The sequence below is a fragment of the Burkholderia sp. MSMB1078WGS genome, assembly GCF_001528895.1.
GTDB lineage: Bacteria > Pseudomonadota > Gammaproteobacteria > Burkholderiales > Burkholderiaceae > Burkholderia.
The window spans coordinates 174,037-189,983 of the sequence record NZ_LPDI01000095.1; the positions used below are offsets into that span (position 1 = coordinate 174,037).

General features: G+C 59.3%; 1 protein-coding gene. It reads right to left on the bottom strand.

Features of this window, described 5'->3' with window-relative positions; all coding sequences use genetic code 11:
* A complete protein-coding gene (locus WT24_RS23905) occupies positions 1-14,559 on the bottom strand; it encodes a LysM peptidoglycan-binding domain-containing protein (RefSeq protein ID WP_082742279.1) in 14,559 nt (4,852 codons plus the stop codon).
* Positions 14,560-15,947 lie beyond the last annotated feature (1,388 nt).

Below are 15,947 nucleotides of genomic sequence, written 5' to 3' on the forward strand. Positions count from 1 at the left end.
TCAGTTCCCCAATCTAGCTCTAATATAGAGTCCATTCACGTCAATCTGCTTGTACCCTAGATTTATCAGTGACTTACCAAGCGGAGTATTTCTAGCAGCCTGTACCGGAGACATTCCCTCCGTAGCAATATTGAACTCATATATTGCCTTATTGGCCAAGCCAAGCTCAGCTGATATAGACTTAACATTCGATACGCCAAAATTCTGAATGGAATTCGAAATCATCTCAGCACCAACACCGCGCCCAACTTCGGTGGTACGGTAGAAATTAATAAACAAATCTCCTGTTTCCGGCTTAAACGTCGATACGATTTCTGAACGAATACCCATAGCTTGCACGACATTACCAGAGGCATCGAACTTTTGCCGCGACGTCAATTCAAGAATATTTGCGCCAAGCGACTCAGACGCATAAGTCAGTCCAGTCGGTGATGCCGGATTGAAACCGCCGGCGCCCAGCGCACTTATAGATTGACCTTCCGGTAAAACATAAGTCCGGATACCGGGCACTGCTCGGCCCAAAATACCGTCGACCTGTGGACCAAACGCTTCGCCAGCCGATCGCAGCATTGCTTGGCCTTGCTGTCTTACCAGCGCTGCCGCCTCTCCTTCAACACCACCAATGCCGAGCGATCCGGCATTGATAATCAAATCTTCCTTCGTTCGCTGCAACTGCCCCGGACTGAGCATCTCGCCCGAAACCGGATTCAGCCCATAGGGGGAGAACAACGCAGCTGTATTGCCGACCAAATTCTCAACAGCGCTATAGGCCGCTCCCAGGATCGCTCCGCCCGGCGTACTACCAACTGACGGATCCGACAGACGGTCACGCAAGCTCGGCGGAAGTGCTCTGACTTCGCCGTACTCCACCGGGAAAGGCCTGAGAGCCGGTCCGCCCGGAATCTCGACAGCCGGCACATACGGCGTCGGGACCGGATACGCCACTGCGCTCGTCGGCCCGTTCGAGTCAATGATCGATACGCTGCTCGATGACGCCATCAAGCGCAGCGCCTGCTCTGTCGACAGCCCAAGGCTCGCCGCAGTCGAATCAAACGAACTGCTTGCCGGTTGCAATCGAGCATTGGCTGACCAAGCGAACTGCTTGGCAGGATCGACCGGATACGTGCGCTGCACCATCGCATTCACGTCGCCGCCGACGCCGTAGAGCGTGCTTGCGCTCGATGCAGAACGACTCGCTAAGTTGTCGGCAACCATATTGCCAACCGTGCCAGCGACCGCGTCCGCGGCGATTGCCCCGATATTACGCCCCAAATTTCCACCACGGACCAGCGTACTCGCAACTCCGGCGCTGAATCCACCGGTTACGCCGCTGGCAAACCGCCCGATGGCCGTACTGGCACCTGCCCCTATTGCTACTTTCCCGGCCTGCTCGCCCACGCCGTATCCTACACCCGACGCAATCGCACTGGCCGCCACACCTTTCCAGTCAAATTGATCCTGCAGGCCCGTTACTACCCCGAGACCCTGTGTCGCAACGGACCTTACGGCACCTTGAGCCGCTGCACTCCACGCACTACCCGGCGTACCTGCCGCGACGCCAATGCCCGCAGTGATACCTGCCGATATAGCACCCAACGTGATGCCTGCAAAATTCAAGCCGTGCTGCTCGCCGCCGGCGATCATCACGCCCTGGCTTGCAAGCGCACCCGCTGCACCGCCAATACCCGCAGCTACTGCCCCGGACGCAGCACCCAACGTACCACCGGTTACACTGCCCGACAATGTCGCCACGCCCAAGCTACCCAATCCACCACCTGCCGTTGCACCGGCCCCAGTTGCCGTCACACCAAGCAATCCGGACGCTGCCCCCGCTGTGTAGACCGTAGCCACGACTGCCACGATGATCGCAATGATCGGCATGAATCCACCACAGCCGCCCGGTCCCGGCGGAGGTGGCGGCGCCGGCAGCGTCGGCTGCGTATTACCGATCGCGAGCCCCGGATCGTAAGGTTTGAACGTCGTCGCCGTATTGTGGACGTTCGTCACCTTGTTCGGTACGGTCAACAACTGTCCGGGCCGCAGCTCATCCGTACTCTTCAGACCATTCGCATCTGCCAGGATGTACCACAAACTCGAATCGCCCCACAGCGCCGACGCAACCGATTTCAGCGTATCGCCCGCACGTACCGTCCACTGGCCCGCGCTCGCCGCCGGATACGTGCCGTTGATCGCCATGTAGTTCTCGTCGAAGTCGGCGGCACTGATCGGCGTGAAGACCCGATACTGATTCTCGTTACCCTTGCCGAGCTTGCCAGCAAGTTCCTGCATGTAGTCGATCTGGTCGATCCCGTCGTTACCCTGGTTCCCGACCCGGTTGCCGTTCAGGTAGTAGTAGTTGTGCTTGCGATCGCCGGCCGCCCCAGAGATCCGGCCATCCGTCCCTACCGTCACGCCAGTCAGCTCGTCGCGCCGCTGCACTTGGCCACGCAGATCGGTCCAGTACTGGAACGCTCGCGCCTTACCTGGATCGTTCCCACCATCGTCATATGTGCTCTTCAGGTTGCCGTTGGCATCGTAGTTGAAGTACGACGTTGCCGGCCGCCAGCCCGGCGCGTTCGGATTCGACGCCTGCACTGTCACGCGCGATTGCTTCGCGCTGTCCCACCACTCGTATGCATATGTGGAAGTCGTGCGCGTCTCGCTCGCGTCGTCCGGCGCTGTTTCCACCTTCGTCAGCGTACCGTCCGCCATGCGCGTATAAACCGAGGTTGCGCGATGCAGATTGTCGCGCTCCTGCGAGATCATCCCGTCTGCATCCCAAGTACGGTCGATCCCGGTTACCTGCTGGCCGCTGTTCGCGTCGCGTTCGACGAAGCCGATCACGCGACCCAGCAGGTCGTTCTTGCGCTCCTGCACGACAATATCGTTGACGCTCTGTGTTGCAAGATAGCCGTTGGCGTCGTATGTGTAGCGCTCCGTCCGGCCGTCTTTCGCGTACACGGCCAACACGCGTTCACCTGCCGCGTTGTAGCCAAGTTGTATGCCGTCTCCGCCCAGCGCTCCCTTCACGATCGAAACGCTTGTGTCGTTCGGGTCCGTTGCACGCGCACCCGACAGGCTGCCCATCGACACCGTGAATCGGTTCAGCGCATCGTATTCGTACCAGTACTCCTGCTCCCGGTCGTGATAGCCGACCATGTCGGTGTACTTCGCGAGCATCCTGCGGCGATTGCCCACCGCGTCGTACTCGTAATACACCTTATACGCATCGTCCTCGATCGCAGTCACGCGATTCAACGCGTCGTATTTCACTCGGGATTGCGCGAACACAAAGACATCGCCGAAATTCGAGAAGTACTCGGCTGTGCGATTGCCGTCGCCATCGTATTCGTACAGCGATTGCGTCTTCGTCGCGTTATCCTGGATCGAGCGCACCAAACCGTTCGAGTAGTATGTGTAGTCGACATCCTGACCACTCGTTCCCGACTGTTTCGTCAGCAGCCCCGCCCAGTTGTACTGGTACTGGAACACGTGCCCACCGAGGTCCGTGTGCTTCATCAAGCGACCGAACTGGTCGTTCTCGTCGACCGTCGTCATGCCGTTGGCATTGGTCGTCGTGCGAATCCAACCGCCCGAGGTCGCCGCTCCGGCCGAGCCCATGCTCGTGACCCACTTATAGTCATACTTGACTTCGCGACCCGCTGCGCTGATCGTCTTTACCACTCGGCCATCGACGTCGTAGAACGTACGCTCGCGGTTGCCCAGCGCATCGGTATGTGCAATACGCCGATCCAGCGCGTCGTATTCGTAGCGGTCGATGCTCCGTTGGCCGTCCGCCAGCGCCGGCCGATCGACTTCGATCAAGCGGTTCATCTTGTCGTAGCCATAGTCGGTGCGTCGCCCCAGCTCGTCGATCGTCGTTCGCAGATTGCCAAACACGTCGTACTGCATCGCCTTGCTGAACCCCAGCGCATCCCATGTCCGGGCGACCGTGGCCTTGGCCGACCCGTAGTTCCACTGCTGGGTGGTCAGGTTGCCGTTTGCATCCTTCAAGCCGACCAGGTTGCCGGTGAGATCGTAGTAGAAGCGCGTGTCCGGCTCGACCTCGACCTGTGCGCCATTCGCGAGCGTCACGCTGACCTTCGGCTCGTGCTTGAGTGTCAGATACCCCATCGTGTTGTATGACGAAGTCGTCCAGTTGCCGCGGCCGTCGCGCTCTGCCGAGACCTCGCCGAATGCGTTGTGCTGCTGCAGCCGGTCGATCGTCATGTCCTTCGCTGTCTCGTCGATCACGCCGACGATATCAACGTTCGTCACCGGGTTATTACGCGTACCCGTCAGAAAATAGCTCTGGCGCTCGGTCAACACCGTGCCGTTTGCATCTTTGGCCAGGTAGCGATATTCGAACTCGGCCCGCGTGGGCAGCGCCGATGCGTCGAACAGGAAGCGCCCAAGTGCGTCACGCGTCAGCGTCACCTCGGTAAACGGACGATCGAACGCCTGATCCTTCACCGTGGATTGACGGTAGTACAACGTGATCGTGTTGACGTTCGTCAGCGGCAGGCCGTCCGCGCCGACAGGCTTGAATTCGAAAATGCTCGGGCGCTCGCTACCCGTCAGCGTCACCTGCGAATTGCCCACCGTACCGACGGTGATGTCGCCGGCGCCCATCGCCAGCGGAATGCCCGCGGCGTCGTAGGCGGTGTATTTGATAGCGTAGGCATATGACTGGCCGGGTTGCGGAATCAACCCGCCGGCCTGGACGTCCCACGTGAACTCGCCATTACCCATGCGGGTGACGCGCGAATAGCGTGTCGTACCGTCCTGCACCCACGACACCATGATGTAATCGGTGTCGGCAGGTTGCGAATGGAACACGATCGTCGATTTCAGGTCGGCGAGGTAGTTCGTGCTGAACGACGGCGAGCCGTTTCCACCCGGCAATCCCACCGAACTCAGCACGGCATCGAGCTTCTGGCCCGCTGCGTTGTACAGGTCGAACTCGACGTCGAGGTTGCCCGGTGCGTATCCCGATAGGTCAACCGAGAATGCGCCCGTGGCCGGATCACGCCAGACCGTTCGTTCTTCGTTCCACGTGGTGCCGCCCTGCTGCCGCATCTTCACGATGACGTGGTCGGCCAGATGCAGCGCGGAATCACGCGCCGAGTAAAGGTTCAGGGTTTGCGGCGACGTCCAGATGTAACTGCCGGATGCATCGGCCAGGAAACCGGCGCGGCTGCTTTCCTCGTAAGTGGGGATCGGCGACGAAGTTATGGTTGAGTTGCCGCCTCTTGCGATATGGGCGTTATAACCGTCCCGACGCAGCAACGTGCCGGGTTCGCGCCCGTCACTGCCGTCCGAAATGGCCATGAAGATCATTTCGTAATCGCCATCGGGTAAGTTCCCGATGTCGACCGTGTACGAGCCCGGCTGGCTGAACGAACTCTTGTCCAGCGTCCGAAATAACTCATTGGTACCTGCCGGCCGATAGTACAGTTTCCCCTGAGCGCCGGCGGGTAACGAGTTCCGTGCGACGCTCAGGAGACTAGCCGCCCCCTCCAGCGGTGTATCGACATCAAGTGCATTAGGCGCTGCGACCGTCACCGTCTCATGATAGGCATCGCCGCCACCATCCTCTACACTCGAAAACAGCGTGGCGGACTGCGAAAATGTGCCGACCGATATAGGTCCTGAAGAGCCGCTCTGGGGTGTCACGAACACTTCCACCGACGCGGAGAAATTCACTTGGTTCTTTCCCGCGAACCCATTTACCCAGAGCGACTCCGGTGTTGTGTAGTTGATTGGTACGCTAACTTGGGTGGCATTGACCGGCATCGGCCCAGACGTCACGGTGGCCGATTTGCCGAATCCATTCGTCTCCATCGACTGTTCGCCGCCAGTCGGAGCCCAGATAAACCCATTGACTGTATAGCTGACGCGTACCTCGACATTGTATGCGCCATACAACCCAGAGAAATCCGGCAACGTGAAATCCAGCGATTGGATCGTGACGTTGCCTCCCGAGCCGCTGCCGCGATCTCCAAAGTCAGGATAGTTGACGGCCCACTTGGAAGTTGCATGCGCCACGCCGCCCGAATTGGACATGCCGACGTCGCCCCCCTCCAGAGGCAATACCGGCCCAGGTACTGGCCGATTCTGCTTCTCGATCCACCCGCCGATACTCAGTTGGGTATTCGCAAAGATCCCGCCGTCGATCGGAATATCAACCGGATGGAAGCTGATGCGCGGCACACTGCCCGACGTCTTCGGCTGACGAATTTGAATGACCTGATTACGCGCGTCGTAGCGCGTAAAGGTCTGCATCATGTCGGCCTTCTGGAGCAACTTCTCGAGATCGTCGCCTGTCTTTATCGCAAATCCACGCAGGTCAGTCTGCATCGACTCGACCTTCAGCGTTGCATTCCCGTTGCGATCGTACATGTACAGATGCGAAATACCGTCGTTGAAGTTCGTGCGAACGACGCGGCCAGCATTGTCGTAGTCCGTGTATTCCTGCCATTCACCGCCTTGCGCGGAAAGTATCCCGTTGCCGTTCGTGCGCCGCCCAATCAGTTCGCCGTACGCGTTGTAACGCAACTCGGTCTCAATACCTTGCTCGGAACCACTCTCCCGCCACGTCCCGCTGTAGCGCCTGATTTCGCGATTCTCAACATCGTAGCGGGTCTCGAAAGAATAGAATTTTCCCGGACCGTCAGCTTCGATGTTACCAAACTGCATACCCGTCACGTTGCCGGCCACGTCGTACGAGTAAATGGTCAGCGTACCGTCCGCATACCACTTGCCATTGACTCTGCCGCGAGCGTAGGTATATGCCATACCCTTATCCCCGCTGCTGTCCTGGTGATTTTCCCCCGTGATATTGCCTAGACCATCATACTGATACACTGTGCGGGCGCGAGCTTGCTTCCCCTGGTAATCTGTGAACTCCGGCAGTACTTCCAACGTACGATGGCTTAGCACATCGTACCCGTAGTCGTACTGGCTGCCGTTGGCATCGATCTGCTTCAACAGATTACCGTTGCCGTCATATGCATAACGCGTCGTCGCCGCACCGACCTGCTGCGTCAGCTTGCCATTGCCGTCAACCGAGGCAAACTGCACGTTTTCGCGAGTTTCGCTCGTCTTTCGCCCGTTGCGATCCCACGTGTAGTCCGTAATTCGGTCGTCCTCGCTGCGCGGCCATGCGTTAATCAGCGTGGCGCCGAGCGACGGGTTTGCCGTCACCGGATCCGGATACGGTTTAGCGAACCGTATCTCCCGCGTCACGTCGCCTCGCTCGTTCAGCGTATAGGCGATGCCGTATCCCTTTGCGTCGATCTCCAGCGTCTTCTTGCCGCTACCGTTGTAGAAGTACAGTGTGCGACCGCCACCCGGGTCCGTTTTGGAGATGACCGCGCCGCGTCCGTCATATTCCCATTGCGTGACCAGCTCGCTCCCGGATGTGATGAAGTATTCACCACGCTGATCTTCGCCCGCACTCGGATCGAAATATCCGGTCGCGACGTTCATCACGCGCGACTGGACGAGGCGTCCGTCTGCGTCATAGACCATACGGGTTTCGCGCACGCTGGCCGCATCGACCGGGGCCGGGGGCTGTGAACCTTGTGTAGCCTTCACCGGATCCCCGAAGATTCGCGTACGCGTCGCGTTACCGGCCGGGTCGTACTCCCACAACGTCAGCGTGCCGCTCGGGCTGACTTGCCCGGTTTTGCGACCAGCGGCATCGTAGTACCACGTCGTGACCGCACCGTTGACGCCGATTTTCGATACGAGGTTGCCACGCGCATCGAAGATCGATGTCTCGATCGCGTCAGCCACTGTATAGTTACCCAAATAAACGGACTGATAGGTTCTGACCTGCCGATCCAGCAGGTCATACCCGTACTCTGTAATGCGCTCTTCGTCGAGCCCCTGCGCCTCCGTCATCTTGATCCGGTTGCCGCGCGAATCGTACTCGAAGCGGTTGACGACGGCCTTGTCCTTCGACCGCACCGGCAACGTCTCGGACGTCATCCGGCCGAGATGGTCGTACGTATAGGTGAACGTGCCGCCCAGCTTGTTCGTATAGCTGGTGCGATTGCCGAGACCGTCATAGCCGTAGGTTTCGAAATACCCTTCCGCATCCGTCGACTTGATCAAGCGACCGAGCTTGTCGTACTCCATTCGCGTGACGGCATCGGCCGGATCGCCGGCAGGCAATACCTGCGACAGATCCGACTTCCAGCCGTCGCGTTTCCACGCGTCATCGACCGCGCCCGACCGTGCGAGCCGGTAATCGGTCACTTGCGACACGTTACCGAACGCATCGTATTGTGTGCCGACGACCCAGTTTTCCGGGCTGACTTGAGCGACGACCCGATTAAGCTTGTCGTAGAAAGACACAGTTGTGGCCGACAACGGGTCAGTCATCGTTACCTGGTTGCCGAACGCGTCGTACTGGTAACGTGTCACGTTGTGCAGCGCGTCTGCCTTCTCGGTCACGCGACCGGCGGCGTCGTAGCTCTGGGTGCTGGTGTAAGCCTGCAACAGCGCACGCTTCTGGTCATCGGTCAGCACGGCCGCCGCCAGCGCGTTGCCGGCGCCGTCCACCAAGCCTCGCGCACCGCGCTCCGCCAGTGCCCAGGCGGTGTCCTGTTCGGCGAGTTCGACACCGCGCGGGTCGGTCATTGCAACTTGCCGGCCGAGTGCGTCATACGCATAGCGCGTCGTGATAGCGACGGCCGTACCGTACGCCTGCGTCTTCGCGATCAGGTTACCCGTCAGATCGTAGACGGCATGGGTCGTCGACGCATCGCTCGTACCAGCGGCCACAGTCGTATCGACGGCTCGGCCGAGGGCGTCAAGCGTGTAGCTCGTTTTGACGCCCAGCGCGTTGGTCGTCTCGATCAGCCGGCCGGCGCCGTCGTAGCGATAGGCCGTGACCGCGGCCTGGTCAAGCGACTCTGACCGGAACGCCAGCCACATGTCATAGGTCTTCTTGTAGCTTGCCGCTTCGGGGTGAGCACGTGCGTAACGAATCGTCTTCGCGAGCCGACCTGCGTTGTCGTATTGGTTTTCGGTAACGTAGCCTTCGGCGTCGACCGTATACAGTGGACGACTCGCGTCGTCGTAGAACCACCGCGTTTCGCGCGCCGTATTCTGTACGCCCTGCGCGTCCCATGTGTTCAGCAGGTCCGTGAACGTGGCGTAGTTCGGATTGTCGGTGCCCGCATATGGCGTCGCGTAGTACTTCGTGCCGACCAGTTGCCCGTACGCGTTGTACGTATTTCTCGTGACATAACCAGCCGCGTCGATGGTCGCGACCAGACGATGCTTGCTGTCGTACACCATGCGCGTCACGCGGTCACCGGCCTGAACCTGGGCGTCGATCCGCGACAATGCCGTCCGGATAGCGTCTTGCGACTCGCCTTCAGCCGGATTGATGAACCCCGCGTACGCCGTCTTGCGAACCACGTTGTTACTGGCGTCGTACGTCAATTCCGTGACGGCGCCTGCTGCATCGACGGTGAAGCGCAGTCGGCCGTCCGCATCGTAAACGTTCCGCGCGATCTCGTCCTGTTGCGATGCCGGCACCAGGCCGTGCAATTGTTCCGACGTCAGTTGGTCCGGCAAGCCGGTCAGTGCTACCGACGTTGCATAAACGGTGCGTTTGACGATCCGCCCTTCGGCATCGCGATCGATGGCGGTTACGGTACCCGTCGGACCGACTGACCCAATCGCCCTGCCCGCGGCATCGTAGACATGGCGCGTGACGCCCCCCGCCGCATTGGTCTCGGACACAAGGTTCCCCGCCGGATCGTACGCATAACGCGTCGTCAGCTTCAGACCAGCTGGATCCACGATCTGCTCGATCAACCGACCTGCGCCATCGTAGGTGTTCTGCGTGACCTTTGCGGTCGCGCTGCCCACACCTTCAGTCACCGTCAGGATCTGGCCCGTGCCGTCATAGGTGAAGGCCGTCGTGAGCTTCAGGCCGTCCGGATCGACGATCACCGTCATCTTGCGGCCGTTCAGGTCATAGTGCGTGTCGGTAATCGTTCCGGACGGGTCGGTCGTGCGGATCTGCTGCCCTTTTGCGTCGTATTCGTACTTGGTGACCAGCTCGACCGGAACCCAGCCGTCCGGGCCGCTTGCCGGCGAACTCTGATTGGTTCGTTCCTTCCGCGTCAGAATGCGACCGACCGCGTCATAGCTGTACTCGACGGACTTTCGATCTCCCTCGTACTCGGTCAATACGTTCCCGGCATGATCGCGGTCGTATCCGTGGGACTGGTCAATGTCGTAGCCGTGCAGCGCCCGGCTTTGACTACTCACATTCTTCAGCAGGCCGTCGCGATCGTACTGATACTTGACAACGTTGTCCTGGCCATCGATCACACTGTCAATCTGGCCGAACTCGTTGTACTTCGTGGTCGTCACAACCCCCTCGGGCGTTCTGACGATCATCCACTGCATCTTCGAGCTGTAGCTGTACGCGGTCGTGTTGCCCAGGCGATCCGTTTGCGTCAGCACGTTGTTGAACGCGTCGTACGTCGTACTGGTCCGGCCCGCCGCATCACGCATGCCGACGATGCGCCCGTTTCTATCGTACTCCGTAATGCGTGACACGCCGTTCGCATCGACGGATTGAACTACTCGGCCGAAGGCATCATAGACGGCTTTGGTGATCAGATTCAGGTAGCCGGGATCTGTCGCTTGCTGAATCTGATGGCCGACGCGATCGTAGTCGTATGTCGTGATCCGGTGTGTATCGCCCCCTACCTGCTGCGATTGCGACGTCACCTCTCCGAATGCGTTGTATGCATACTCGGTGGTCGCACCCATCGCATCGGTGCGCCTCGTCAAGCGGCCCGCCGTGCTGTAGTTGAAAGACGTGCGCGACGCGTCGGCGTTGTCGAGGGACGCAATGGCGGTCGACACATCATCCGTGAGACGGCCGCCCTGCAGCGTCTTGAGCACATCGGCCGACAGTCGAACCGCGTAAGCAGTGGTCTGAGCTATATCCCCGAAAGCATCGCGGTTATGCTCGACGACTTCACCGGCCGCGTTGATCGTCGCTGCGAGATTGCCGTTTGCATCGTAGTAGTAGAGCGTCTTGCGGCCATCTGCGTCGGTCGCGGATGTCCGAAGACCAGCGGCATCGTACGTGTAGGCTTCGTAGAACTCGTCACGCCGGAGCTGCGCGAGCATGGCTGTATCGCCGCTCTTTTCGTACACGTCGATCAGTTCGAGGATCCGGCTACCTTCTCCGGAATACTTGCGGATCACCCGGCCTTCTTCGTCGTAGCGATACGTCGTCGTGCGATTGAACGGCGGCTTACCTTGCGTTTCGGTCAGCACGCGCCCCATTTTGTCGTACGTGAAGCTCGACGTCTTGGAGCCCATTACGCCGTAGGTGACCTGCTCCAGCAGACGGCCCATCGCGTCGTACGCGTAGGTCGTACGCTCGAGACTGCTTGGTGTCGATGCCGATGCGAGCAAGTCGGCGGCGTTGAGTGTGTAGCGAACACTCTGTTGATCACTAGAGGTCACTAGCCTGGATGGTGCTGCGACAACACGGACGAACTCATGATCGCCGAACGTAGCATCGCGCACCACAATCGGCGCGTTCCTCGAACTACGGAATTCGACTGTGTGGCTGGCAAGCGGCACTGTATTGGGGACCGTCAAGGTGTAACGCGTGTAGTTCTCTGAGCTGAGCGTCACCGTCCCGACCTGTACACCATCAAGCCAAATCTCCAGCTCCGCACCAACCTTGCCGGACGCCTCGATATTGACCGCCACCTGTTGAGGTTGACTCAATGCGCCCAATTCAATGCGCTGCCCCCGCGTACGCTCGACAACGTTGCCTTGCGCATCGTAGCGATAACGCGTGACGTAGCCTTCGCCATCGATTTCCGCTGCAAGCAACCCACGTGCGTCATACACGAAGCGTGTTGACACATCTTGTGCACTGCCAGCCGGGATGAGTTCTGCGAGCTTCGGTCCAGACCATATTGAAAATGCCGTACGCTGTTCTTCGCTTACAGCCGTCGCATACCGAATAACTTCCGTGCGTTCGCCTGCAGCGTTATAGCGGTATTCCGTGAGATAGCCCTGAGGGTCCAACTCACCACGTAACGACCCATCCCGATCGTAGAAATATCGCGTTGTCCGATCGTGGTCCACATCGGCCGGCGGAAGCGAACCATCCGGCGCAGCGGTCATATCGAGGCGATTTGAAAACACCGTCTTCGAAGTTACACGCCCAAAACCGTCATAACTCCACTTCGTAACGGTGCCGTCGGATTCAATCGTTCTGTCAACCCAAGAGTTGTTCAGCCGGAGTAGCCATTCCGATCTATCTGCGGGCGTCGCACTCGGCCTGAGCCCAAGCGCCTCGAGCGTCAATGGACCGCCTGCTTCCAGTAGTTCGACCGGACGCCCGGAGGAATCCGTGAGCGTCGCGAGTTGGGCAGACGTCAATCGTGTCGCATAAGTGACCGTTTTCGTCTGGTATCCCAACCCCTTGTCGTAGACGTATTCCGTCAGGACACCGTCCGGCCCGATTTGGGCAATTTTCTGATTTCGTGCGTTATACAGGTAATGTGTGCTCTGTCCGTTCGCGTCGGTTGACATGCGCGGCCGACCATCCGCGTCGTACCAGTTCTTCGTCTGCGAAACGAGTACACCTGAAGTGGTATCGGCAACCGCAACGAGCTCGCCCGCCGCATTCCAGCTCGACGTACGGGTCAGGCCATTTGCGAAAGTGACCGCGACCGTATGATTCTTGTCGTCATACTGATACACCGTGAGCGCTCCATCGAAACTCACGGAGGTCAAAATCCGCCCCAATCCGTCATAGGTGATCTGCTCAACCTTCTCGTTGCCCGATTCGCCCACGTAGCGCTGCAGTAAACGCCCGTGCGGGTCGTAGACGTAACGCGTTTGCGAAACGATGCCAGTCGGATCACCCGTTCCGTCTGCGAGGAGACGTTCGTACCGTGTCTCGACTGCCAGATTCCCCCGCCAGTCGTAGGTAGAGTCAATACGCAACGCATGCTGCCGATCACTCGACGCTCCCGCCCATGCGTCGAGAGAACCGACCGACAGTGCATCTGTCTCGCCGAGTCCCGTATTGTCGAATACCGCATTCTCGTAACGGATTTCCGACACGCGTTGTCCAACCGCGTTATATCGATACTCCGTGACTCGACCCTCGGCGCTGACGACATACCGGATATGACCTTTATCGTCGTAAGCGTAACGTGTCGTCTGAGAAGAAAATTCTGGTCTACCGAGCGTACTGATAACCGTTTCGGTCAGCAGCTCGTTCTTCGAGCCAAACGTGCGCCTGACTTCTGTTCCGATACCTCCGCTCGACGTCACGAGATTGCCGGCCTTATCGTAGACAAGCCACGCCCCCCCCAACACGTTGTCTGTCTGCGAATAAAGATTACCCTCAGCATCGTAGTCAAAGGCAATCCATTGACCGTCCTGCTGACCGGTAGTCGGCCGCTTCTCAACACTCTTCAGCCGCCCCGCATCGTCCCAATACAAAACTTGCACGAGACCAAGAGGATCGGTCACGGTCGTTTGCCGACTTGCAAGGTCATACTGCAATCGCGTGATCCTCATTGCGCCGTTATCCGCCGCCTGAGCAATCGTCGCGACACGATACTCACCGTCAATCAACTGGTACGTGAATTCCACTCGGGAACCATCGGTTTGTCCGATAGACGCAATCCGGTCGCTCGTACCGTCATACGCGTACGCCGTCGTAAACACGTTGCCGTCGGCAATGCTGTTGTCTTCCGGCGAGAGGTCGGTCACGACCTGCGACAATCGCCCCTGCGCGTCGTAGGCATAGCGCACCGTGGTCTCGGTCGCCAACTGCCCGTTCGCTTGCTGATAGACCGAACGCAGCGCCGAAAGCCGCCCGGCCGCGTCGTAGTCAAGATAGGTGACATCCCCGCCCGCCGTCGTGATCTGTGCGAGCTGACCCGAGGCGGTATAGCCGTACTTCACGGTATTGCCGTCGACGTCCCGGCTCGACACCAGCCGCCCGCCCTGGGCCGCGTCGTACGTTTCCATCACGTGCTGGGTACCATCGGCCCACGTCCAGCTGTTCGTGGCAGCATCGAACTGCAGGGTCGCACGCGGCCCCGTCGTCGTCACGGCCGTCGGTCCGGGCTGATTCGCGTCGCCGACGTTCGCACCGACACCTGCCGTCGACACATAGAGATTGCGCGCGGCATCGAACGCAAACTTCGTTTGCGAGCCGTCCCAGTCGGTCAGCGTGATCGTGCTGCCGACCTCGTTCAGTGTGCCGGTCAATCCGTCCACGGCACGGGAGGCGCCTTCACGCCAGTTGAGCTGCCCAAGGCTGTTGTACGCGCGGTACACAGCGCCGTTGATGCCCTGACCCAACAGCAGTTGGTCGCGATCGCGCAGCATCAGGTTGCCGTTCGCCGCGTTGACGTAGACCTGTTCGCCCGTCTGGCCGAACACGGCGTTACCCAGCACGCCTCTGTTGCCCAACGCCGTGGACGAAGATGATTGCAGACCCAGCCCTTGGCCCGTAACGATCGCTACCATGCGCTTGCTCTCCCGTATTCGGTGTGGTTGCCGCCTGGCCAGATGGGCCGGATACGGCTTTCATGCGGGAGTTATCTGAAACGTTGGAAATTCGTTTAGCGATCTGACCCAAAAGTTACATTCTGTTACAAATAGACTGCATGACGTAGAAACATCCGTTCCCGAACATTTGTTAATTGCCTTGAGCGACCGCCAACTGGTCGGCCATTTGCCTTAACATCCAACCGGCATATTGGCTCATGTCAAACAGGATCGACCGACCATCGGGCATCGATCGCTGGATGTTCTATCGGCAGGCCCGCCCGAGGCACCGATTTCATCCGCATACTAGGGTCGCTCATATTCCAGAGCACGTTGGTTTTCATGGGGGCCGCTTATCGAGAGCGAGCTGCGTGATCACCGCATAGCGGTATCCAAGCGCCGGCGGTTGGGAGCACCGCCGTGCATCGCGATCAGCGGCATCACTCGGTTCGTCGTCCCGTACCCGTGCGAATGGGCTTCGGTCGGATCGAGATCGTCAGGCTTCGAACCAGGGCAGCCGACTTGGACTTCAGTTTCATTGCGTTCCTCGAAAAGAAAAAAGCGAGGAACGCCCGTACGGGGAACGCTCCCCGTCAGGCTTAAGAATGTGTCTGCATATCGATCCGGGGAAGACTGGGGAAAAATTGCGAATGGCGGTTTCGGGAACACTGAAGCGCCGTGATCGCTAGGATTCGCGCACGCAAGTCGGTTACCGAATCGTCAGTACGGTCCCCATCGTCAACGGGATGGGGCGGCGCATGACGCTCGATACGCTGCAGCGGCGCTTTCGAGAGGGCTCGGTGGGCGGCTGGCGTCGAGGATGAAGACTTTCAGTTGCGAGATTTGCGCGCCAAAGTCGGTACCAATGAGACTGGCAGCACAGGCGACGGTCGGCAGGCTCAAATGCAACTCGGGTATACATCCGCCACCATGACGGGGCACTACGTGCGCAACTACCGCGCGGACACAGTGAAGCTGACCAAATGATGGCTTTGGGAAAAAAGTATAAATTTGCCGAAATCAATCGCGCTACGTTTGATAGCGCGAGATCCGCTATAAGCCATGTGGCGGAAGGCAGCCGACTACAACCATCGGTCGCGGAGACCCGCCAGGTAAGGCTCCCGCAGTCGAAGATAGCCAGCTATCCACAAATCTTCCCATATCGGGCCCAGCAGCAATCCAATATCGGCCCGAATACCTTACCGGCAAAGGGATGCCGATAAGTTTCCCGCCAAAATGCCCAAAAAGTCGCTCGCACGGTCCCGATTGTGTTCGAGTCGCCCCACAAGCCGCCGCGGGGCCGGCATGTGGTTTCCGACGAGAAGATAGACGTAGGCCCGAAGACTGGCGCGGCCCCGGACCTCGTC